Origin of the sequence: Streptomyces sp. NPDC048514 (assembly GCF_043199955.1) — a bacterium.
Classification (GTDB): domain Bacteria; phylum Actinomycetota; class Actinomycetes; order Streptomycetales; family Streptomycetaceae; genus Streptomyces.
On record NZ_JBICWT010000001.1, the window covers coordinates 620,978 to 643,163 of the forward strand.

Below are 22,186 nucleotides of genomic sequence, written 5' to 3' on the forward strand. Positions count from 1 at the left end.
ACCTACCACGCGGACAACACGCATCGTTCGTGCGTCGTATCGTCGAGACATGAACGAGCAGCAGGTCCCCGCCACCACCCGCGAGCGCCCGTCGGGACCGGCCCTGACCACCGGCGCCCTGGCCCGGAGACTCGGCGTGTCACCCACCACGCTGAGGTCCTGGGATCGCCGTTACGGCATCGGCCCCGCCCGCGCCGACGGACGCCACCGGCGCTGGGCGCCGCAGGACGTGGCGGCGCTGGAGACGATGTGCCGGCTGACCACGGCAGGCGTGCCGCCGGCGGAAGCGGCCCGGGCCGCACGGGAGGGTGGCTGGGACACGGCCCAGGCCGCCCCGGAAGGTGCCCGGGACATGGCCCGGCCCGGCATGGGCCCGCTCGCGGAGCCGGCGGTACGCGGGCTTGACCCGGCCGCCGGTCCACCTTCACAAGCCGGTGGTGGGCTGCCGCTCGGCAGGGCCGTCCGTACGGAGTGCCGGGGCCTCGCCCGCGCCGCGGTGCGCCTGGACGCTCCCGCGGTCGAGGACCAACTCGCCGCCGCCCTGGCCGAGTACGGCGTCGTCACCGCCTGGCAGGAGGTGATGGTGCCGACGCTGCACGCCGTCGGGCGCAAGTGGGCCTCGTCCGGGGACCGGTACGTGGAGGTGGAGCACCTGCTGTCCTGGCACGTCTCGACGGCCCTGCGCCGGCACACGCCACCCGCCGCCACTGCGGGCGGCCCGCCCGCCCCGGGGCCCGTGCTCCTGGCCTGCGTACCCGGCGAACAGCACACCCTCCCGCTGGAGGCCCTCAACGCGGCACTGACCGAACTGCGCATCCCGGCACGGATGTTCGCCGCCGCAGTGCCCGCGGACGCGCTCGTGGCGGCGGTACGGCGGCTGGGCCCCGCCGTGGTGGTGCTCTGGGCGCAGGCCCGCGCCACGGCGAGCCCGGCTCTGGCCCGGCAGGTCGGGGACATCCGCTGGGGGCTGAAGGGGGCCCGGACGCATCCACTGGTGATGCTCGGCGGCCCCGGCTGGGCGGGCCGCGCCTTCACCGGTACGGTGCGCCCCACCTCCCTGGCCGAGGCCCTCGGCGTGCTGGCCGCCGGTTACGGCAAGGCGGTGCAGGGCGGCTGACGGCGGCCGCGCGACCCCGTGCGGCCGCCACCGGTCACTCGCGCCCCCGGGCCCGGCGGAAGCGGGCGAGGCCTTCGGCCAGGTCGACGATCGGCTCCGGGTAGCCGCCGGCCGCCGCACGGGCCTCGGCGCGCAGCTTCCATGGCTCGTGCACCGCGGCGCCCGCCACCCCCGCCAGCTCCGGCACCCACCGCCGCACGTACGCGCCGTCGGGGTCGTACCTGCGGGCCTGGGCGACGGGATTGAGGACGCGCTGGGGCCGGGTGTCCGTGCCCGTCCCCGCCACCCACTGCCAGTTCATCTGGTTGTTGGCCACGTCGCCGTCCACCAGCAGTTCCAGGAAATGGCGGGCCCCGATCCGCCAGTCGACGTAGAGCGTCTTGGCGAGGAAACTCGCCGTCAGCAGGCGGCCGCGGTTGTGCATCCAGCCCTCGTGCCGCAGCTGACGCAGCGCCGCGTCGACGACCGGGTAGCCGGTACGGCCCGCGCGCCACGCCTCGATGTCCGCGGCGGCCGTGGTCTCGGACCGCCAGCGGTCGTGCTTCGTACGGTAGTCGGCCGTGGCCGCCGCGGGCCGGGCCGCCAGCACCTGGCGGTGGAAGTCGCGCCAGGCGAGCTGCCGTACGAAGGCGTCGGCGCCCGGCCCGCCCGCCTCGCGGGCCCGATGGACCAGCTCGACGGGGGACAGCGCACCGAAGTGCAGCCACGGCGACAGGCGGGAGGTCGCATCGCCCGCCAGATCGTCGTGCCGGTCCTCGTACGCGGCGATGCCGGAGCGCAGCCAGGCCGTGAGCCGTTCGCGTCCGGCCGTCTCGCCGCCGTCGGCCAGCGCCGGCGACACACCGGACAGCGCGGAGCGGGCGGGCAGCTCCTCGGAGCCGATCCCGGCCGGGACGCGCACCGCGCGGGGCGCGCCGAGTGGATCACGCAACGGATGCCTCGCCCAGTGACGGAAGTACGGCGTGAAGACCGCGAAGTGGTCCGAGGAGGCCGGCGTCACCTCGCCCGGAGCGACCGCCGTCGTCACCGTGTCGTGCACGAACAGCCGCCGGCCCTCCGCCTCCAGCGCCCGGCGCAGCCGCCGTTCGCGCCGCTGCGCGTACGCGCTCACATCGGCCGCCAGGTGCACCTCGTCGGCATCGGCCTCGGCGGCGACGGCGCACACCTCCCGCACGGGGTCGCCGGAACGCAGCACGAGCCGCCCCCCGCGCCTGCGCAGCGAGGCGTCCAGGTCCCGCAGGCAGTCCGTGAGGAAGGCGAGCCGGTTGGGCGCGGTGCCGAACGGTTCGGCGAGGCCGCTGTCGCGCACGAAGAGCGGGACGACCTCGCGGCCTCCGTCCAGGGCGGCGAGCAACGGCGGATGGTCGTGCACCCGCAGATCGGCGGTGAACAGGACGACGGAGGTGGGCATGGCGTGACTCCGGAGTGGGACGCTGCCCCGGCCCGCGCCGGACGGGTGTCCGGCGGGTGCCTGATGGGGCCGTTCGAGAGGTGCGGGGTGGGGGTGCGAGCGGTGTGGGCCGGGCCGCGGTACCAGGTCTGGCGGTGTCGGTCCGGCCGAGCGGGCGGATGCGCAGCGGGGCCGGCCGTGGAGCCGGTCATGGGGGTGTCGCGGCCGCTCGGGCGAGGTTGCGGGCCATGCCGCCGAACACGACGGCGTGGAACGGCGAGATGCTCCACCAGTAGGCGTGGCCCAGCAGGCCGTGCGGATGGAACAGAGCCCGCTGGCGGTACCGGCTGCGGCCCTTGCCGTCCGGCTCCGCGTACAGCTCCAGCCAGGCGAGGCCCGGCAGCCGCATCTCCGCGCGCAGCCGCAGCAGATGTCCCGGCTCGATCTCCTCGACCCGCCAGAAGTCCACCGAGTCACCGACGCGCAGCCGATGCGCGTCCCGGCGTCCCCGGCGCAGGCCCACCCCGCCGACCAGCCGGTCCAGCAGACCCCGCACGTTCCAGGCGAGCGGGAAGGAGTACCAGCCGTTCTCCCCGCCCACACTCTCGATCACCCGCCACAGGTCGTGCACCTCGGCGTCCACCGTGGCCTCGCGCTGGTCGGTGTAGAGACTGCCGCCCGCCCAGTCCGGGTCGGTCGGCAGCGGATCGCTGGGCGCGCCGGGTACCGCGGCGGACGACCAGCGCGTGGTCACCCGGGCCTCGCGCACCCGGCGCAGGGCCAGCCGCACCGACTGGTCGAAGCCGAGGGGATGCCCCGGCGGCGCGGGCACATAGCGTGCGATGTCGTGCTCGCGGCAGACGACCTCGTGGCGCAGCGATTCGGTCAGCGGCCGGGCGATGCCGGCCGGGACGGGAGTGACCAGGCCCACCCAGAGACTGGACAGCCGCGGGGTGAGGACGGGCACCGAGAGGATGAGCCGGCGCGGCAGACCGGCCACGCGCGCGTACCGCATCATCATCTCCCGGTACGTCAGGACGTCCGGGCCGCCGATGTCGAACGCGCGGTTCACCTCGGCCGGCATGCCGGCGCTGCCCACGAGGAGGCGCAGTACGTCCCGGACGGCGATGGGCTGGATACGAGTGCGGACCCAGCTCGGAGTGATCATCACGGGCAGCCGCTCGGTGAGGTAGCGGAGCATCTCGAAGGAGGCCGACCCGGAGCCGAGGATCACCGCGGCGCGCAGCACGGTGGTCGGCACGCCGGAGTCCAGCAGGATGCGGCCGACCTGCCCCCGGGACCGCAGATGCGGGGAGAGCTCCTCTTCGGGGACGCCACCGGGTGTGAGACCGCCCAGATAGACGATGCGGCGCACGTCGGCGGCCCGCGCCCGCTCGCCGAAGATCTGCGCCGCGCGGCGGTCCGTCGCCTCGAAGTCCGGCCCCGTGCCCAGAGCGTGGACCAGGTAGTAGGCCACGTCCACGTCCCGCAGGGCGTCCCCCACCGAGGCGGCGTCGGTGACGTCACCTCGTACGACCTCCACGTCACCCGCCCACGGCTGGTCACGCAGCTTGCCGGGGGAGCGGGCCAGACAGCGCACCCGGTGCCCGGCGGCCAGCAGCTCGGGGACGAGACGGCCGCCGATATAACCTGTGGCGCCGGTCACCAGGTACCGCCGCTCGTCCGTCCGCCGGTCGTCGTCCATCGCTCCTGGCCCTCCCGGCCTTCTCGGCTCTCTCGGCTCTCTCGGTCCTCGACGTCGAGGCTGCTTCTGTGCTCCCCTTCCGGTCCGGCCTCCGGATCGGATGCACCTCCGCCGACGCGGTGACATGTCCGGACCGATCGCGGGCAGCCGCACCGGTACAACCTGTACGTCCTGTTCGTCAGTGCAGCTGGAGGTGGCCGCCGTCATGAGTGCGAAGGTGTTGGAGCGCTTTCCCGCAGGGTCTCCGCGCGGATCGTGGCCGGCGGAGGAGTACGCGGCCGCCCGGCGCGCCGAGGGCGAACCGGCGACCGTGGTGATGGACCTGAAGGCGGACGCCTTCCTCGTCGTGGTCGAGGGGCAGGAGGAGGACGGCCGCGCCTGACCTCGGCCGCGCCTGACCTCGGCCGCGCCCGGACACGGCCGCGCCCGGACACGGCGGCGCGCCGGCGACGGCGGCGCCTGACGACGACGGCCGGCCGCCGCGGTTCATCCGGTGCATCCGGTGGCCGGACCGTCGCCGCGCACCGCCTCGCCCCCCCAGCACCGCACGGCACCGCGCGGCGCCGGCCGGGCGAGCGCCGTCCGTAGCCGAAGAGGCCCCGGGTGCCTGCGGGGTGACGACGGTTCGGCGATCCGCCGTCGCGTCTTCGTGGATCCGGCGGTCCGCGATACGAGACCGGCCGGGTTGTCCTTGACGGCCGTCAGCGGCTGCTGCCACGATCATCGGCATGACGATGCGACTGGACCTCACGCGGCGACGCCATGTCGACCTCGCGCGCGTCTCCAGTGCCTCCTGTCGCCCCGCGGACTGATCCGCCGCCCCTCGCGTTCGTCCGAGCCGCCCCGGGCCTGGGTTTCCCGCTCCTTCCCGCACGGAAATCCGCCTGCCCGAAAACCCGCACCGGGCGATTCCGCAACACCTTCCGCACAGCGGTTCCACACGCCCGCATAGCCCGGACGACGCGCTCGCCGGACTGCCCACGTCGACCGACGGGGCGACCTCGCCGACGCATGCCGTCGCAGGGCACCGGGCGCATGCGACCGCAGCGCTCCGGGGCCGTCCCCGCGCGCCCGGCGCACCACAGAAACGAGGCACCCATGGCCACCGTCCTGTCCGTCTCCGGCAGTCCCTCCGCGTCCTCGCGCACCGGCCGCCTGCTGCGCCACCTCGACCAGCGCCTGATCGCGCGCGGCCACCGGGTGATCCCGCTCGACGTACGCACCCTCCCGGCCGACGCCCTGCTCGGCGCGGACCTGCGGCACCCGGCCGTGGTCGAGGCCACCGAACTGTTCGCGCGCGCCGACGGGGTCGTCGTCGGCACGCCCGTCTACAAGGCGTCGTACTCCGGGGTCCTGAAGGCACTGCTCGACCTGCTCCCGCAGTACGCGCTGACCGGCAAGACCGTGCTGCCGCTCGCCACCGGCGGCTCCACCGCCCATGTCCTCGCCATCGACTACGCGCTGCGCCCGGTACTGAACTCCATGGGTGCCGCCCACATAGTCCAGGGCTGGTTCACCCTCGACAAGGACATCACCGTCGGGGAGGACGGCTCGCTGGCCGTCGCCCCCGGCACCGCCGAGGCTCTGGGCCAGGTCGTCGACCAGTTCTCGGCCGCCCTCGACCGCACCCCGGCCCTGGCGGCGGCGAGCTGAACACCGGGACCGCACAGGCCGGGGGCACCACACCGGCGTGGACAACCGTGCGCGGTGCCGCGGGTGCCCGGCGCGGCGACCGGCTGCGCGGGGCGGCCGCTCACCCGAGCCCGCTACGGCCAGCCCCCGCATCCCTGCTCAGCGAGCGCAGGTGAGTCGAGCGCGACTCGGGCGTCTGGCCCCGCACCAGCAGGAACAGAGCCTCACGGGCCAGCCGCTGCGCGCGGTTGGTCAGGGCCATCGCACGGCCGCCCCGGCCGCACCACGGCCGTCGTGGCCGTGCGCAGCGCCTCGAAGGCCTCCGCACGCACGGCCAGCCGCTCCTCGGCCCGATCGAGCGGCGCCGGGTGATCGGCGAGGGCGTAGGCCCGGCGGCGGACATCGGCGAGCCCGACGCGGCCACCCCGAGCAGTCCCGCCCTCCTCACCGCCGCGATGTGGCTCGCGGGCACCCCCTCCCGGTCGACCCGCTCGGCCTCGGGGACCAGCAGCTCCGCCGCGAGCCGGCGGGCGCGGACGACGAGGGGATGCGCGCTGACGTTCATGGCGGGGATTCTTCCGAAGTTTTTCCGCCCCGGCAGGGGCGCGGTGTCGATCCGGGGCCCGGCCGTTCGTGTAGGAGGTGACGGACAGCCCGGCACGGGCACGACATCATGGAGGGCGTCATGCAGCACTACCTGCTCAGCGTGGTCCAGCCGGCCGACGGCCGGCCCCCGGCCACCGAGGAACTCGCCGGCATCATGCGCAACGTCGAAGCCTTCAACGACGAACTGCGCGCCGCCGGCGCCTGGGTCTTCTCGGGCGGCCTGCACGGCCCGGAGACGGCCACCGTGCTGCGCCCCCAGGACGGTGACGTCCTCGTCACGGACGGGCCGTACGCCGAGGGCAAGGAGTACCTGGGCGGAGTGTGCCTGATCCGGGCCGCCGACCTGGACGAGGCCCTGGCATGGGGCCGGAAGGCCGCGCTCGCCACCACCCTGCCCATCGAGGTACGCCCCTTCGCGGACGAGCACTGAGCACGGAACGGCACCGAGACGGACCGGCACCGGGGACCGGCATCGACGGCGGTCCGGCACCGGGGACCGGCACCGACGGCGGTCCGGCACCGGGGACCGGCACCGACGGTGGACCGGCACCGGGGACCGGCACCGACGGCGGTCCGGCACCGGGGACCGGCACCGACGGCGAAACGGCACCCGTGGCCGGGCCGCCCGGCATCGAGACCGTCTTCCGCGCCGAGTACGGCCGCGCGGTCGCCGTCCTCGTCCGCTTCCTCGGCGACATCGATCTCGCCGAGGAAGCGGTCCAGGACGCCTTCGCCACCGCCGTGCGCACCTGGCCGGAGGCCGGGGTGCCGCCGAGCCCGGCCGGCTGGATCATCACCACCGCCCGCAACCGGGCCGTCGACCGGCTGCGCCGCGAGTCCTCGCGGCGCAGCCGGCACGCCGAGGCCGCCCTGCTGTACGCGCCCGGCGCACCGCCCGAGGAGGGCCCCGTGCGCGACGACCGGCTCCGGCTGATCTTCACCTGCTGCCACCCGGCGCTCGCCCTCCAGGCGCGGGTCGCCCTCACGCTGCGCCTGCTCGGCGGTCTGAGTACCGCGCAGATCGCCCGCGCCTTCCTGGTCCCCGAAGCCACCCTCGCGCAGCGGCTGGTGCGGGCCAAGGCCAAGATCCGTGACGCGGGCATCCCGTACCGGGTGCCCCGCGACGCCGACCTGCCCGACCGGCTGGGCGCGGTCCTCGCGGTCGTGTACCTGATCTTCAACGAGGGCTACACCGGCGATGCCGCCCTGTGCGCGGAGGCGCTGCGCCTCGGCCGGCTGCTGGCCGAGCTGATGCCCGACGAGCCGGAGGCCATCGGTCTTCTCGCGCTGATGCTGCTCGTCGAGTCCCGGCGGCCGGCCCGGCAGGACGCCGACGGGTTCCTCGTCCCGCTGCCCGAACAGGACCGTACCCGCTGGGACCGGGAACTGATCGCCGAGGGCCAGGGCCTGGTCGGCCGCTGCCTGCGGCGCAACCGGCCGGGCCCGTACCAGATCCAGGCCGCGATCAACGCGGTGCACAGCGACGCGCCCACCGCCGCCGCCACCGACTGGCGGCAGATCCTGCAGTTGTACGACCAGCTGACGGCCCTGGCGCCGTCCCCGGTCGTCGCCCTGAACCGGGCCGTCGCCGTGGCTGAGACCCAGGGGCCGGCCCGCGCCCTCGCCCTGGTGGACACGCTCGGCCTGCGCCGCTATCACGTGCTGCACGCCGTCCGCGCGGACCTGCTGCGCCGGCTGGGCCGCACCGCCGAGGCCGCCACCGAATACGGTCTCGCCGCCGGGCTGGCCGACAGCGAGGCCGAACGGGTGTACCTGGAGCGCCGCCGGCGCGAGACGGCTCCCCGGGCCGAGTGACCCGCCGCCAAGCGGTCCACCCCGTGGCCGTCGGCGGCCCGCTCGGCGGACCCTCCCCGCCGGCCGGCTCCGACTCGCCATCGGGCCTGCCCGGCGATACCGGGCCGCCCGCCGGCCCCGTATCGCCGGTGCCCGGCCGGGGCCTCTGTGCGACACTCCGCCGATGACTGCAGAAACGATCACCGCGGGCTCCTCCGGCAGCTGGAAGCTCGGCGACCTTCCCGTCCATCGCATCGGATTCGGCGCGATGCGGCTGACCGGCAGTGCCGCCTTCCATCTCGGCACCCCGAGCGACCGGGAAACGTCACTCACCGTGCTGCGCAAGGCCGTCGACCTGGGTGTCAACCACATCGACACGGCCGCGTTCTACTTCTCGTCGCTGCGTTCCGCCAACGAACTCGTCAACACCGCGCTGTCGCCGTACCCCGACGACCTGGTCGTCGCCACCAAGGTCGGCCCCTACCGCGACAACCAGGGCGAGTGGGGCACCTCCGCCCGGCCCGACGAGCTGCGCGGGCACGTCGAGGAGAACCTCCGCCAGCTCGGCCGTGACCGTCTCGACGTCGTCTACCTCCGCCGGACGCACCAGGACTCCATAGCCGAACACTTCGGCGCGCTGGCCGAATTGCGTGAGGCGGGGCTCATCCGCCACCTCGGGATCTCCGCCGTCCAGCCCCGGCACCTCGACGAGGCCCTGGAGATCGCGCCGGTGGTGAGCGTGCAGAACCGGTACGCGGTGGACCGCCCGGACCCCGTCGACGACGAGGTCCTGCGGCTCTGCGGCGAACGCGGCATCGCCTTCGTCCCCTTCTTCGCCGTCGCCGGAGCGGCCGGAGAGGCCGGTGCCACGACCGCCCACGACGACGCGGTGCTCTCCGTCGCCCGGAGCCACGGTGTGAGCCCCGCGCAGGTGCGCATCGCCTGGACCCTGCACCAGGGCCCGCACGTCCTCGCCATTCCCGGCACGGGCAACCCCGACCACCTGGCCGAGAACGTCGCCGCCGGTGCGCTCCGGCTCAGCGACGAGGAACTGGCACGGCTCGCCGGGGCGCGCACCCCCACGGCCTGACGCCCGAACCCGGCCGGCCTCGACGGCGCTCGTGATCGGCACACCGAGCCGGTGCCGGTGGGCAGGGCGAGGCCGGCGCGGACCTGGTTCAGGACGGTGGGCAGCAGGGCCCGGGCCGTGGTCCGGCCCTCGGGGGACAGGGGCAGGCCGGTCCAGATCACGAGCGTGACCCGGCTGTCGGCACGCAGATCAGCTGATTGCGTCGGCCACGGAGGCCGGGGCCCCTCCCGGTCGTCCCGCGCTCTGCGACCGTCCGGCGGGCGCTCCCGTGCCGTCCGCCCACCGCGGCGCGGAGTCCCGCCGGAAGCCCCGTACCGCCCATGGTGCGACGCGCGTAGAACCAGGACTGGCGCAGGTGTAGTTTTACGTATAACCTCACCCGCTAACCACCCCCACCGGAAGGTCCCGATGCGCCGCCTCGCCCTGGTCACCCTCGTCGTCGACGACTACGACGAGGCCATCCGCTTCTACACCGAGGCCCTCGGATTCCGTCTGGCCGAAGACGCCCCGCGCCCCGACGGCTCGCGCTGGGTCGTCGTGGAACCCGGCGGCGACCGGGCCGCCACCGGCCTGCTGCTGGCCCGTGCCAAGGGCGAGGACCAGCGGACCCGCGTCGGCGACCAGACCGGCGGACGGGTCGGGTTCTTCCTGCACACCGACGACTTCGCCCGCGACCACGCCCGCATGACGGCCGCCGGCGTGACCTTCCTGGAAGAGCCGCGCCACGAGCCGTACGGCACCGTCGCCGTCTTCCAGGACCTGTACGGCAACCGCTGGGACCTGCTCCAGCCCGCCGTCTGACCACCCGTGAACCAGCTGCCGAGGAAAGCCCCTGCCATGACCGCGCCCCGCATCGACACCGAGACCCTCCGCCGGCTCCCCAAGGCCGTCCTGCACGACCACCTCGACGGCGGCCTGCGCCCCGCCACCGTCGTCGAGCTCGCGGCCGCGGTCGGCCACAAGCTGCCCACCACCGACCCCGGCGAACTGGCCGCCTGGTACTTCGAGGCGGCCAACTCCGGCGACCTGGTCCGCTACATCGCCACCTTCGAGCACACCCTGGCCGTCATGCAGACCCGCGAGGGCCTGCTGCGCACCGCCGAGGAGTACGTCCTCGACCTCGCCGCCGACGGCGTCGTCTACGCCGAGGTGCGCTACGCCCCCGAGCTGAACGTGAACGGCGGGCTGACGCTGAACGAGGTCGTGGAGGCCGTGCAGGAGGGCCTCGCCGCCGGTATGGCCAAGGCGGCGGCCGCGGGCACCCCGGTCCGCGTCGGCACCCTGCTGTGCGGCATGCGGATGTTCGACCGTGTCGGCGAGGCCGCGGCCCTGGCCGTCGCCTACCGCGACGCCGGCGTCGTCGGCTTCGACATCGCCGGTGCCGAGGACGGCTTCCCGCCCGCCGACCACCTGGCCGCCTTCGAGCACCTGCGCCGGGAGAGCGTGCCCTTCACCATCCACGCCGGCGAGGCCCACGGCCTGCCCAGCATCCACCAGGCCCTCCAGGTGTGCGGTGCCCAGCGCATCGGCCACGGTGTGCGCATCACCGAGGACATCGTGGACGGCAAGCTCGGCCGCCTCGCCTCCTGGGTGCGCGACCGCCGCATCGCCCTGGAGATGTGCCCCACCTCCAACCTCCAGACGGGCTGCGCCACCTCGATAGCCGAGCACCCGATCACCGCCCTGAAGGACCTCGGCTTCCGGGTCACCCTCAACACCGACAACCGCCTGGTGTCGGGCACGACGATGACCCGGGAGATGTCCCTGCTGGTCGAGGAGGCCGGCTGGACGGTCGAGGACCTGCGCACCGTCACGGTGAACGCCCTCAAGAGCGCCTTCCTCCCGTTCGACGAGCGCAAGGCCCTCATCGAGGACGTGGTCCTGCCGGGTTACGCGTCCGCGCTCTGAACCAGCCCCCTGGCATAGGCGGCCTGTCCGACGTGCTGAAGGTCGTCGGACAGGACGCTCACCAGGCGGACGCCCAGCGTGACCGGCGGATCCCAGCGCTCGTCGACGACACGTTCGAGATCCTTGGCCGCGAGCCCGAGCAGGGCGCCCAGCGTCTGTTCGTGCACGGCGTCGTAGTACCCGCTCAGCAGGTCCGCGGAAGCGACCCGGACCTTCGCGACCTCGGACGGGCCGTGCCCGTACCCGGTGTCGAGCCGGGGCAGGTGCAGGCCGAAGCGCTTCTCCCAGTCCTGGGTGAGCCACACCTGGTCGAGGCCGAAGGCGTCGGCGATGTGGTCGTCCTGCACCCGGGTGAGGTGCCAGACGAGCCAGGCGACGGAGTTGGCTGCGGGGGCCGGGCGCTGGTGCAGTCCGTCCGGTCCGAGGCCGTCGAGGGCGGCATGGACTTCTTCCCGGATACGGCCGTAGCCGTCGATGAGGACGTCCTTTGCGTGCATGCGTCCACCATCGCGCATCGGTCGTCGTCACGCGTCCGGAATCCAGCTCCCGTGGAAGCCCAGCGGCACTCGCCCCGGCAGGTGGACCCGGGCGACCGGCTCGCCGGTGAAGTCCTGCGCCGCGAGGATCAGCAGATCGGCCGCTCCGCGGTCGGGGTCGTGGACGTACGCGAGCGTGAATCCGTCGTCCTCCGCGGCGTTCGCGTCCTCGGGATCCCGGGGCACGAAGACCGCCTCGCCCGCCGCCGCCCCCTTCGGGAGCCGGTGCACCTGGGTACCGGCACGCAGCAGGTCGTGCTTGATCAGGGCGTTGGAGAAGGCCCGGTCGGGCGGGCTGCCGTCGGGCCCGAGGTAGGCGAGCGACATGTCGGCGGCCGCGGCCGAGTAGCCGTAGCGGTGCCGGCGGGACACCAGGGCCTCGTTGACCCGCGGGAACTCCTGCGGCCGGTCGTCCAGGACCCGTTGCCGTACCCGACCGTGGCGCAGGTCGATCGTCCAGCGCTCTAGCCTCGCCGTGCCCACCGCGTGCGGCCCGTCCGTGCCGGGCCCTGCGACGTCGAACGGGGCGGGGTAGGTCGTCAGGTCGACGACCACGGACGTCCCCTCGTCATAGGCGTTGAGGGTGTGCGAGTAGAACACCGGAGCGACCCCGAACCAGCGCACCGGGCCGCCCGCCCGGGGCAGCACCCCCACCCGCATGGGATGGCCGGGATTCCACACGTACGGCACCGGGACGCCGCGTCCGGCGGCCGCGGGGTCGAAGGTGACCGGGACGTCGAAGACGACGACATGCCTCTCGGTGAGCGCGAAGTCGTGCATCATCGGCGCGTCGGCGACCGGGATCCGGGTGGTGCGCGCGACCCGTCCCGCCGGGTCCACGACCAGGTGCCGTACGTGGTCCCAGGCCGGGTAGTACGCGACGGCGTGCAGCTCACCGGCGTACGCGTCGAACTTGGTGTGCGCGGTGAACGCGCCCTCCAGGGTGCCCCGGAAGTCGTAGGTGCCCACGGTGCCCAGCTCGCCGTCGAGTTCGTACGGCAGGGGCCCGCTCTCCTGCAGGGCGAGGATCCGGCCCCGGTACGGGATGACGTGGGTGTTGCACGCGAAGTCGTCCGGCGGGACGGGGACCGGGCCGGGCTCACCGAGCTTCCCGGCCACCTGCGCGGAGCGCACCCAGCGGTTGCGGTACCACTCGGCCCTGCCGTCGCGCAGCCGGACCCCGTGCACCATGCCCTCGCCGAGCATCCAGTGGTGGGCCCGGGGATCCTCCAGTCCGAGGACGTTCGGGCCGTTGCGCAGGAAGCGGCCGTTCAGCTCGCGCGGGATGCGGCCGGTCACCGGCAGGTCGAACGCCGTCAGTTCCTCCGTGACCGGCTCGAACGCCCCCTCCAGGAACGGGAAGTGACGCCTCGTGGCAGGCGCGGACGCCGTCGCCGGGGCTGCCGCGGCCCGGGACACGGCGGCCCCGGTCAGGGTGCCCGCCGCTGTCCCCGCCGCCGCGAGTCCGGCCGCGCCGCGCAGCACGGTCCGTCGTGTGTGTTCCGCCATGGTGCCTGCTCCTGATCGCCGTCGTGGTGGCCGACGGACACGAGTCTGCGGCGGCGGACGACCGGAGTCAGGTGGCCTGGGGCCCGTCCTGGGGTGGTGCCAGGTCCCCTGTCTCGAGGAGGGTGACGAGCGCGCGGGCGGCGGGGCTGGTGGCCCGTTCCGGCGGCAGCAGGGCGACGGTCTCGTACTCCGTCTCGCCGGTGCCCTTCAGCGGCAGCGCCGTCAGCGAGGGCCGCTTGTGCCGGAAGTGCCGGGGCACGACCGCGATCCCGAGGTTCTCGTCGACGAGGTCCAGCAGGCTGTGCACGTCGTTGACCTCCAGCGCGACCGTGCGCCGGACGCCGGCCGCGGCGAAGGCGGCGTCGGTGGTGCGGCGCGGACCCCAGTCCGGGTGGAAGTCGACGAAGACCTCGCCGGTGAGGTCGTCCGGGGAGACGACGGCGGCGGCTGCGGCCAGGCGGTGCCCGGGATGGCACAGCACGGTCATCGGCTCGCCGGTCAGCGAGACCGAGCGCAGCTGGTCGGTGTCCGCCCGGGTGCGGTACGCGAAGGCCAGGTCGAGGCGCCCGGCCGCCACCTCGTCGGCCAGCGCGCCCGAGCCCGCCTGCCGCAGCCGGATCTCCACGTCCGGGTGCCGGCCGCGGAACGCGGCCAGCAGCCGGGCCACGTGCACCCCGGCGATGCACTGCTCGGTGCCCAGCGACAGCGTGCCGCGCAGGACGCCCTGGACCGCCGCCACCGCCTCGTGCGCCGAGCGCACCTGGGCCAGGATCCGCTCGGCCTCCACCAGCAGCGCACGGCCCGCCTCGGTGAGCGTCACCCGGCGGGTGGTGCGCACGAACAGCGGTGCCCGCAGCTCCCGCTCCAGCGCCCGGATGGACGCGGACAGGCCCGACTGGGACACCAGCAGGCGCTCGGCGGCCCGGGTGAAGTGCTGGTCCTCGGCGACGGCGACGAAGTGCTGGAGATGGCGCAGTTCCATGATTGAGAAGCCTAGTCGCACAATTCCATCTGATTCTCCTGTTGGACCACTGCACATCGTCGGGGCAAGAGTGGAACCGGTAGATCGTGTGCCAACCCCTCTGGAGTCGCGTTGTACACCGCACACCCCGACCGCTACGCCGAGATGCCCTACCGGCGCACCGGACGCAGCGGCCTGAAGCTTCCCGCGCTGTCCCTCGGCCTGTGGCACAACTTCGGGCCCGACCGTCCCGTCGACACCCAGCGCGCCATCCTGCGCCGCGCCTTCGACCTCGGCATCACCCACTTCGACCTGGCCAACAACTACGGCCCGCCGCCCGGCGCCGCCGAGTCCGCGCTCGGCGACGCCCTGCGGGCCGACTTCGCGCCGTACCGCGACGAGCTGGTCGTCTCCACCAAGGCGGGCCACCTGATGTGGCCCGGGCCGTACGGCGAATGGGGCTCGCGCAAGTACCTGCTCTCCTCGCTCGACCAGAGCCTCGGCCGGCTGGGCCTGGATCACGTCGACATCTTCTACTCGCACCGCCCCGACCCGGACACTCCGCTGGAGGAGACCATGGGCGCGCTGCACTCGGCGGTGCAGCAGGGCAAGGCGCTGTACGTCGGCGTCTCCAACTACTCCGCCGAGCAGACCCGCGAGGCCGCCCGCATCCTGGCCGGCCTCGGCACGCCGCTCCTCATCCACCAGCCGCGCTACTCGATGCTGGACCGGCGCCCCGAGGACGCGGGTGTGCTCGACGCCCTCGACGAACTCCAGGTCGGCTCCATCGTCTACTCCCCGCTGGAGCAGGGCCTGCTCACCGGCCGCTACCTGGACGGCATCCCGGAGGACTCCCGGGCCGCGAGCGACAGCCCGTTCCTGAACTCCGACGCGGTCACCGAGGACCTGGTCGGGCGGCTGCGCGCCCTGGACGAGATCGCCGGATCCCGCGGCCAGACCCTGGCCCAGCTGGCTCTGGCCTGGGTGCTGCGCGGCGGCCGGGTCACCTCCGCCCTCATCGGTGCGAGCAGCCCGCGGCAGGTCGAGGACAGCGTCGGCGCCATCCGCAACCTCGACTTCGACGCCGACGAGCTGGCGCGGATCGACGCGATCGTGAAGGGCTGAGAGTGCCGGCGGGTGCTCGCGAGGAGGTCCGGAGTCGTTCCTGAAGACGTGGCGCTTACCGGAGGCGGTTCCTGACGGGGGAGCCGCCTCCGGAGCGGGAGCCGCCGTCAGGCGCCCGCCGGTACCCGGTCCAGGAAGCCCAGCACCTGGCGGATGCGGCCCTCCTCGTCCAGCGTGACCACGTCGAACCCGGCCACCGGCGCCGAGCCGTCGGCCTCGTGCACCAGTTCCCAGCCGAAGCGCGCGGTGTCGTGGTGCCCGTCCACCGCACCGAGCGGGCGGAACACGAAGCCCGGGAACTGCTCGTGGGCCGCCGCGATCACGGCCGCGATCCCCTCGTGCCCACGGACCTCGGCGAGCGGGTCGGTGTAGCCGCCGTCCGCCGTCCACGCGGCCGCGACCGCCTTGCCGATGGCCGCCGGCCCGGTGGCGTTCCAGGCCTCGAAGTAACGGGCGGCGGCGTTCTCGTAACGGTTCGTGTTCGCGGACATGGTGAATCAGCCTCCATCGAGGTCGTAACTCCTGGTCATGGCCCGGATTCGACTCCCGCCGCTCCGGTGGGACCACCATGCCGGAGGAGCGGCGGAGCGGTCGATTACCTCCGACGTCATGCTCCAAGGGCCCGTACAGGCCGGTGTATTCAGGCCAGAACGGGCGGTGAATATGCCAACAGAGTGGCCGGAAAGTCGTGGTGACTCTGTGTCGGCAGTGGCGATACTCGGAGCGAGGGGCACTTCACCGCACAGGCGCCGCACACGAGCGAAAGCCCGGCCGGCCATCACCGAGGCGACGGGGGAGTGAGACGTGCACGACGAATTCCTGTGCCATGTCACGGCGTACGGCACGTGCGACGGCAGGCGCATCGGCGTACCACTGGGCACCTATCGCGCGCCGACCCTGGCACTGGCGCTGTGGTGGTTACGGGACCGGGCCTCCTGGATCGCCGAACGGCTCGATCCGAGCCCCGAGGACGCCCCCTTCCCGGCGGGCGCGCTGGTGCCGGTGGCCGACACGGTGGCCGACGTGCCCGCCCTGCTGCGTGCCTGGTGTGCCGACGACGTCCAGCAGGAACTGGTCGCCGACGAGCTGGCGGGCGGTCGGCTGGTGCGGATCGCCGCCCACGACGACACCACCGAGTACGAGTTGCTCGCCGAGTCCATCGACGCCCTGCGCATGCAGCGCACCGCCCCGCCCCTCGTCGTACCCGTCTCCTGACACGTGTCCGTGCTCGTCGCGGGCCGGTGCGGGCCGGCGAGCGCGACGGCCGGCGCACCGGGCGACAGTGGGCGCACATGCGGGCGAATCGGTAGAATTCTGATCATGGCGGACTGGCCGGTCGCCCCGACGGCGCCCGATCTCGTCGTGGAGACCGACACGGGCTCCACGATCATGAGTCCGGGCCATGACTACCACGTCGGACGCGACCCGTTGAGCGACATCGTCTTCGACGATGCCCGGGTCTCGTGGCACCACGCCGTGCTGCGCTGCCCGGAGGACCACTGGACCCTGGCGGACCAGCACAGCACCAACGGCACCTACGCCGACGGCCTCAGGGTCGAGCAGTGGGAGGTCAGACCCGGCAGCGAGCTGCGCTTCGGCAACCCCACCGACGGGCCCCGGGCCGTGCTGACCGGCGCCCCGCGGCTGGCCCCGGACCGTCCCGCCACCGTCTCGATGCCCGAGCGGACCGGCACCTTCCGCAGCCCCACCAGCGTCCGCCCGCTGCCCGCGCGCACCCTCCGCATCGGCCGCGCCGCGGACAACGACCTCGTCGTGGACGACCTGGCCGTCTCCCGCCACCACGCCGAGATACGCGCCCGGCCCGACGGCGGGTACGAGATCGCCGACCTCGGCAGCCACAACGGCACCTATCTCAACGGCCGGCCCGCGACCCTGGCCGCCCTCGGCCCCGGCGACGTCGTCGGCATCGGGCACTCCGCGTTCTGCCTGGTCGGCGGCGAACTACAGGAGTACGTCGACACCGGCGAGGTCTCCCTCGACGTGCAGGACCTCACCGTCGCCGTCGACCGCGGCCGCAAGGTGCTCCTGGACCACGTGTCCTTCCCGGTGGGGGAGAGATGCCTGCTGGCGGTGGTCGGACCGAGCGGCGCCGGCAAGTCCACACTCCTGAACGCGCTCACCGGACAGCGCCCCGCCGACCGCGGCACGGTCCTGTACGACGGACGCGACCTGTACCGCGACTACGCCGAACTGCGCGGGCGCATCGGCCTGGTCCCGCAGGACGACATCCTGCACCCACAGCTCACCGTGCGCGCCGCCCTGACCTACGCCGCCGAACTGCGGTTCCCGCAGGACACCGCGAAGGCGGAACGACGCGCCCGGGCGGACGAGGTGATCCGCGAACTGGGCCTCGAGCAGCGTGCGGGACAGCCCGTGCACAGCCTCTCCGGGGGGCAGCGCAAACGGGTCAGCGTGGCCCTGGAACTGCTCACCAAGCCCTCGCTGCTCTTCCTGGACGAACCGACCTCCGGCCTGGACCCCGGCATGGACCGGTCGGTGATGAACATGCTGCGCGGCCTGGCCGACGACGGCCGCACGGTCATCGTGGTCACGCACAGTGTGCTGAGCCTCGGCGTCTGCGACCGCCTGCTGATGCTGGCTCCCGGGGGTACGGTCGCCTACTACGGCCCGCCCGGCGACGCCCTCGCCTTCTTCGGCTGCGAGCAGTGGCCGGAGGCCTTCGAGGCCTTCGACCACGACCGCGGGCGGGACTGGGCCCGGGAGTACCGCGAGTCGCCGTTCCACCGGCACTACGTCGCCGAGGCCAGCACCCAGCCGCACCATCCCGGCCCGGCCCGGCTCACCCCGGCACCGCCGCCCCGTCCGCGCGGCTGGGGCGCCCAGCTGCGCACGCTGGCCCGCCGCTACACGGCCGTCCTGAGCGCCGACCGCACCTTCCTCCTGATCATGATCGCCCTGCCGTTCGTGATGGGCGCCATGGCCCGGGCCCTGGCGGGCGGCGCGCTGACCCGGGACACCGCGATGAACGCGCTGCTCATCCTGTGCGTCGGCGCCGTCCTGACCGGCGCGGCCAACGCGGTCCGCGAACTGGTCAAGGAACGGGTGGTGTACCAGCGCGAACGCGCGGTCGGCCTGCCCAGATCCGCCTACCTGATGTCCAAGGTGGTGGTGCTCGGCACCATCACGATCGCCCAGGCCGTCGTCCTCACCCTGGTGGCCCTGCTCGGCGTCGACCTCGGCGCCCCCGGCGGCCGGGGTGTCCTCGGGCCGCCGCTCGCCGAGATCACCCTGATCGTCGCCCTGCTGGCCTTCACGGCGATGATGCTCGGCCTGCTGGTCTCCGCGCTGGTACGCAAGGAGGAGGTGACGATGCCGCTGCTGGTGCTCCTCGCCATCGTCCAGGTCGTCTTCTGCGGAGCGCTGCTCCCGCTCGCCGGCGTACCCGGCCTCGAGCAGCTGTCCTGGTTCGTGCCCTCCCGATGGGCGCTCGGCGCCCTGGCCGGCACGGTGGGACTGTCCCGGATCGTGCCGGGAACCCTGACCGCCGACCCGCTCTTCCGGCACGCCACCGGGGTCTGGCTGCTCGACCTGGCCATGCTGTTGGTGCTGTCCGCCCTCTACGGGTCAGCGGTCGTCCGGCTGTTGCGCCGGCACGAGCCGGCCGTGATGCGGAGGTAGGCGGCCGATGACGAGAACACCCGGTCCCGGATTCCGGCCCACGCACGTCGTCCCGCCGCACGGCATGCCCGCCTGGGAGGCGCCGGACCCCGCCAGGCCCACGGTGCCCCTCGACCCGCTGCTGCCGGTCCAGCTCGTCGAACGGCGCGGCGACTGGGGACACGTCCTGTGTGCCAACGGCTGGGCGGCCTGGGTCGACGGCCGCCTCCTGCTCGCCGTACCCGAGGACCCGCCGGCCCCCGACGGGCCCGCGGACCCCGAGGGCACCGCCGACCCCCGGCCGCTGCTGGCCCGCGCCGAACAGGCTTTGGCCGACTACCGGTCCGCGGTCGAGGAACTCGCCGCCGGCGGCGTCGACGGCGAGGACTTCCACGACCGCACCGAGGGACTGCGGATCGGGATCGTGGTCGACGGAGAGTCCATGTGGATCTACGACGCCGGGCAGGAGCGGTGGCTGTACGGGGACGGACGGCGGCTCGGCACGTACGCCACCGACCGGCCGGTCGCCGCGGTGGACGAGTCCGGGCGCGCTCCGACCCGGCTGGTGGCGCCCGAGGGTGAACGCCGATGACGCACGAGGCCGGCGTCTCCTCCGGCCGGCCGTCGGAGCTGATCGGCCGCCAGGTGGCCGGCTACCGGGTCGAGAGCGAGCTGGGGCGCGGCGGCATGGCCGTCGTCTACCGCGCCCGCGACCTGCGCCTGGAGCGTACGGTCGCGCTCAAACTGCTCGCGCCGGAACTGGCCCGCAACGACACCTTCCGCAAGCGCTTCACCCATGAGTCCCAGGTGGCCGCCGCGATCGACCACCCGCACATCGTGCCGGTCTTCGAGGCCGGTGAGACGGACGGCGTGCTCTTCATCGCCATGCGCTACGTCTCCGGGAGCGACCTGCGCCACCTCCTCGACCTGCGCGGCCCGTTGCCCCTGCAGGACGCTGTACGGATCTGCGCACAGGTGGCCTCCGCTTTGGACGCCGCCCACGCGCACGGACTGGTCCACCGGGACGTCAAACCCGGAAACATCCTCGTCGCCGAGGGCACCGACAGGGATCACCCCGAGCACGTGTACCTCACCGACTTCGGACTGACCAAGAAATCGCTCTCCCTCACCGGCTTCACCAGCGTCGGCCAGTTCGTCGGCACCCTCGACTACGTGGCGCCCGAGCAGATCTCCGGCCGCCCGGTCGACGGCCGCTGCGACGTCTACGGCCTGGCCTGCGTGGTCTACGAGATCCTCACCGGCCGCCCGCCCTTCCAGCGCGAGGACGACATGGCACTGCTGTGGGCCCACCAGTACGACGAGCCACCCCCGCCGAGCGGGGTCCGGCCCGGACTGCCGGCCGCCGTGGACCCCGTCCTCGGCAAGGCGCTCGCCAAGAGCCCGGACGCCCGCTACGAGACCTGCCTGGACTTCGTCGCCGCCCTGCGCGTGAGCGACACGCCCGCACCCGCCGGAGCCGGCGCGCGGCCCGGACCCGACCGCGCGACGCCACCGGCGCCCCCGCCCTGGGCCGGACCCGTGTTCCGTCCCTGAAGCCGGCGTGGCGTCGCGCGGCAGAAGGGAATCGGGCCGGAGTCGCTGGCAGACGGGAATTGCCGGAGTCGCGCGGCAGACGGGAATTGCCGGAGTCGCGCGGCAGACGGGAATTGCCGGAGTCGCGTGGCAGACGGGAATCGCCGGACAGGCCCTCAGGAAAGCTTCGGCGCGCTCCTGCGGTGCACCGGCCGGGCCAGCATGCCCCCCAGGAAGCCGCCGACCAGCCCCCACAGCGCGCCCAGCCCTACCGCCTGCCACAGCCGGGGCTTCAGGAACAGCTCCCCGGACAGCCCGCCGCCCGGATCGCCGATGCCGAGCAGGGACAGCCCGTAGTGCGCCGAGACGCGCCCCAGCGGACAGACGGCCGCCACCGTCAGGGCCAGCGCGACCGCCAGGTGCAGGGCGTGCCGCCACGGCCGGACCCGGGCCGGTGAACGCACCGCCGTCCGGAAGGCGACGCCGAGCAGCAGGACCGCGTCCACGGCCACCAGCCACCAGACGCGGCCGTCGTGCTCGGCGAGCGAGCGCATGTTCAGCGCGGAGACGTCCGGGGTGCGCAGAACCAGGTCCAGGACATGCGGCATCGGCAGCCCGAAGGGCCCGTCCACCCGGCCGTCCCAGGTCGCCCCGAGGCCGAGGGTCAGACTCAGCCAGGCCACGTTGGGAAGCCCGAGCAGGATCAGCGCGAGGGCGGCGGGCGCGTGTCCGCGGGCGGCCGCGATCAGCGCGACGACGAGGCCGGCGGCGACGGCGGCGAGGAGCAGGACGGCCATCGCGTGCGCCGCCGGGCGCACGGACTCCTGGAAGCGCAGCAGCCGCCCCGGCAGCGGAGCCCCGCGCGCCACCAGCAGCGTCAGCACCAGCACCCCGGCCAGCCACAGCAGACCGAACAGCACCGTCAGCGGCACGTCCGTGGTGAATCCGACTTCGGGCGCCGCGCCGAACAGCGTGGACAGGTCGCTGAGCGTGCCGCTGCCCACGTCCACGGCGAAGGTCTGCCGGGCGGCGAGGGCCAGGCCGGCCAGCACCAGCAGCCACAGCACCGCGAGCCGCGCGGCCCAGCCGCCCAGTTCCCGGGCCGAGGCGACCGCACGGTGCCGCAGCGGGCGCACGAAACCCGAGCCGATCACCAGCGCGCCCGCCAGTGTCACCGACAGCGGCATCACCGTCAGCCCGGCCCCGGTCCGTGCGAGGCCGCCCGCATCGCCGGAGAGTTCCACGCTGCCGCCGACGGCCGTCACCAGGGTCGCCGCCACCACCCTCGGGAACGCGCCGTCCGGCAGCCCCGCGGCGCCGGCCGCCCACAGGCCCAGCGCAGCCACCAGCACCATGACGGCCAGTCCGGTCAGCACGGCGGCCACGGCCTGCGCCCAGCCATGACGGGCCACGGGCCGCGCGGAGAGGGTGGAAGGGCTCACCCCTGCCACGCTAGGCACCCATGGGGCGTGCGGCCCGGCGGGGTGGGCCGTCCGCGGCGGGTCGGGCGCCACGCGGGGCGCCGTCCGCTGGGCGGGCCGTCCGCGTCGGCTTGCGAGCCACACCCGAGCGCGGCACACAATGGAATAAACGTGCACCCGAATGCACCAACCGGAATGTGACGCGTAGCAGCCGCGTATC

General features: G+C 74.0%; 22 protein-coding genes. 14 read left to right on the plus strand and 8 right to left on the minus strand.

All coding sequences use genetic code 11. The features are described 5' to 3' along the window. Positions 1 to 49: 49 nt before the first annotated feature. Positions 50 to 1,117, plus strand: a complete 1,068-nt coding sequence (locus ACGFT2_RS02665; RefSeq protein ID WP_393272733.1) for a MerR family transcriptional regulator — start codon at positions 50 to 52, stop codon at positions 1,115 to 1,117. Between the two features lie 34 nt (positions 1,118 to 1,151). Here ACGFT2_RS02665 and ACGFT2_RS02670 read toward each other — a convergent pair whose 3' ends face one another. Further along, positions 1,152 to 2,528: a cryptochrome/photolyase family protein gene (locus ACGFT2_RS02670; RefSeq protein WP_393272735.1), complete on the minus strand. Its 1,377-nt coding sequence runs from the start codon at positions 2,526 to 2,528 to the stop codon at positions 1,152 to 1,154. A 187-nt stretch (positions 2,529 to 2,715) separates the two neighbouring features. After that, positions 2,716 to 4,212 carry an SDR family oxidoreductase gene (locus ACGFT2_RS02675; protein ID WP_393272737.1) on the minus strand — a complete coding sequence of 499 codons (1,497 nt, stop codon included), beginning with the start codon at positions 4,210 to 4,212 and terminating at the stop codon, positions 2,716 to 2,718. Between the two features lie 205 nt (positions 4,213 to 4,417). Between ACGFT2_RS02675 and ACGFT2_RS02680 the strand changes: the two genes are divergently transcribed. The 3 genes from ACGFT2_RS02680 (at position 4,418) to ssuE (ending at position 5,865) form a co-directional block, all read left to right on the plus strand. Beyond that, positions 4,418 to 4,594 carry a hypothetical protein gene (locus tag ACGFT2_RS02680; protein ID WP_356939851.1) on the plus strand — a complete coding sequence of 59 codons (177 nt, stop codon included), beginning with the start codon at positions 4,418 to 4,420 and terminating at the stop codon, positions 4,592 to 4,594. A 352-nt stretch (positions 4,595 to 4,946) separates the two neighbouring features. Then, positions 4,947 to 5,024 (plus strand): putative leader peptide, encoded by a 78-nt coding sequence (locus ACGFT2_RS02685; RefSeq protein ID WP_393272917.1) that lies wholly within the window; start codon positions 4,947 to 4,949, stop codon positions 5,022 to 5,024. A 286-nt stretch (positions 5,025 to 5,310) separates the two neighbouring features. Further along, entirely contained in the window at positions 5,311 to 5,865 is a 555-nt protein-coding gene (gene ssuE / locus ACGFT2_RS02690; RefSeq protein ID WP_393272739.1) for an NADPH-dependent FMN reductase, read from the plus strand. 100 nt (positions 5,866 to 5,965) lie between these two features. Here ssuE and ACGFT2_RS02695 read toward each other — a convergent pair whose 3' ends face one another. Beyond that, entirely contained in the window at positions 5,966 to 6,409 is a 444-nt protein-coding gene (locus ACGFT2_RS02695) for a hypothetical protein (protein ID WP_393272741.1), read from the minus strand. A gap of 120 nt (positions 6,410 to 6,529) precedes the next feature. Here ACGFT2_RS02695 and ACGFT2_RS02700 point away from each other — a divergent pair, with 120 nt between their 5' ends. The 5 genes from ACGFT2_RS02700 (at position 6,530) to ACGFT2_RS02720 (ending at position 11,242) form a co-directional block, all read left to right on the plus strand. After that, positions 6,530 to 6,880 carry a YciI family protein gene (locus tag ACGFT2_RS02700; RefSeq protein WP_393272743.1) on the plus strand — a complete coding sequence of 117 codons (351 nt, stop codon included), beginning with the start codon at positions 6,530 to 6,532 and terminating at the stop codon, positions 6,878 to 6,880. Between the two features lie 182 nt (positions 6,881 to 7,062). After that, entirely contained in the window at positions 7,063 to 8,265 is a 1,203-nt protein-coding gene (locus tag ACGFT2_RS02705) for an RNA polymerase sigma factor (RefSeq protein ID WP_393272745.1), read from the plus strand. A gap of 163 nt (positions 8,266 to 8,428) precedes the next feature. After that, positions 8,429 to 9,334 carry an aldo/keto reductase gene (locus tag ACGFT2_RS02710; RefSeq protein WP_393272747.1) on the plus strand — a complete coding sequence of 302 codons (906 nt, stop codon included), beginning with the start codon at positions 8,429 to 8,431 and terminating at the stop codon, positions 9,332 to 9,334. 408 nt (positions 9,335 to 9,742) lie between these two features. Further along, the gene (locus tag ACGFT2_RS02715) at positions 9,743 to 10,135 is read left to right on the plus strand and encodes a VOC family protein (protein WP_393272749.1); all 393 of its coding nucleotides are present in this window, start codon (positions 9,743 to 9,745) and stop codon (positions 10,133 to 10,135) included. A 36-nt stretch (positions 10,136 to 10,171) separates the two neighbouring features. Further along, complete coding sequence (locus ACGFT2_RS02720; RefSeq protein WP_393272751.1) at positions 10,172 to 11,242, plus strand: adenosine deaminase; 1,071 nt, start codon at positions 10,172 to 10,174, stop codon at positions 11,240 to 11,242. Here ACGFT2_RS02720 and ACGFT2_RS02725 read toward each other — a convergent pair. From ACGFT2_RS02725 to ACGFT2_RS02735, 3 genes are all read right to left on the minus strand, one after another. Beyond that, complete coding sequence (locus ACGFT2_RS02725; protein WP_393272753.1) at positions 11,224 to 11,739, minus strand: DUF664 domain-containing protein; 516 nt, start codon at positions 11,737 to 11,739, stop codon at positions 11,224 to 11,226. The genes ACGFT2_RS02720 and ACGFT2_RS02725 overlap by 19 nt on opposite strands. 27 nt (positions 11,740 to 11,766) lie before the next feature. Beyond that, positions 11,767 to 13,287, minus strand: coding sequence for a carotenoid oxygenase family protein (locus ACGFT2_RS02730; protein WP_393272754.1), 1,521 nt, complete (start codon positions 13,285 to 13,287; stop codon positions 11,767 to 11,769). A 67-nt stretch (positions 13,288 to 13,354) separates the two neighbouring features. Continuing rightward, positions 13,355 to 14,269: a LysR family transcriptional regulator gene (locus ACGFT2_RS02735; protein ID WP_393272756.1), complete on the minus strand. Its 915-nt coding sequence runs from the start codon at positions 14,267 to 14,269 to the stop codon at positions 13,355 to 13,357. Between the two features lie 111 nt (positions 14,270 to 14,380). Here ACGFT2_RS02735 and mgrA point away from each other — a divergent pair, with 111 nt between their 5' ends. Continuing rightward, on the plus strand, positions 14,381 to 15,373 hold the full coding sequence (gene mgrA, locus ACGFT2_RS02740) for an L-glyceraldehyde 3-phosphate reductase (protein WP_393272758.1): 993 nt from the start codon (positions 14,381 to 14,383) through the stop codon (positions 15,371 to 15,373). Between the two features lie 107 nt (positions 15,374 to 15,480). Here mgrA and ACGFT2_RS02745 read toward each other — a convergent pair whose 3' ends face one another. Further along, positions 15,481 to 15,864 carry a nuclear transport factor 2 family protein gene (locus ACGFT2_RS02745; RefSeq protein WP_393272759.1) on the minus strand — a complete coding sequence of 128 codons (384 nt, stop codon included), beginning with the start codon at positions 15,862 to 15,864 and terminating at the stop codon, positions 15,481 to 15,483. 313 nt (positions 15,865 to 16,177) lie between these two features. Here ACGFT2_RS02745 and ACGFT2_RS02750 point away from each other — a divergent pair, with 313 nt between their 5' ends. The 4 genes from ACGFT2_RS02750 (at position 16,178) to ACGFT2_RS02765 (ending at position 20,566) form a co-directional block, all read left to right on the plus strand. Beyond that, positions 16,178 to 16,588 (plus strand): hypothetical protein, encoded by a 411-nt coding sequence (locus tag ACGFT2_RS02750; RefSeq protein WP_393272761.1) that lies wholly within the window; start codon positions 16,178 to 16,180, stop codon positions 16,586 to 16,588. Positions 16,589 to 16,693: 105 nt separating this feature from the next. Continuing rightward, positions 16,694 to 19,033 (plus strand): FHA domain-containing protein, encoded by a 2,340-nt coding sequence (locus ACGFT2_RS02755; protein ID WP_393272763.1) that lies wholly within the window; start codon positions 16,694 to 16,696, stop codon positions 19,031 to 19,033. Positions 19,034 to 19,040: 7 nt separating this feature from the next. Then, positions 19,041 to 19,604, plus strand: coding sequence for a hypothetical protein (locus ACGFT2_RS02760; protein ID WP_393272765.1), 564 nt, complete (start codon positions 19,041 to 19,043; stop codon positions 19,602 to 19,604). Further along, the gene (locus tag ACGFT2_RS02765) at positions 19,601 to 20,566 is read left to right on the plus strand and encodes a serine/threonine-protein kinase (RefSeq protein ID WP_393272767.1); all 966 of its coding nucleotides are present in this window, start codon (positions 19,601 to 19,603) and stop codon (positions 20,564 to 20,566) included. Before ACGFT2_RS02760 ends, ACGFT2_RS02765 begins: the two co-directional genes overlap by 4 nt. A gap of 155 nt (positions 20,567 to 20,721) precedes the next feature. Here the strand turns inward: ACGFT2_RS02765 and ACGFT2_RS02770 are convergent, their stop codons facing one another. Next, positions 20,722 to 21,987, minus strand: coding sequence for a streptophobe family protein (locus tag ACGFT2_RS02770; RefSeq protein WP_393272768.1), 1,266 nt, complete (start codon positions 21,985 to 21,987; stop codon positions 20,722 to 20,724). Between the last annotated feature and the right edge of the window lie 199 nt (positions 21,988 to 22,186).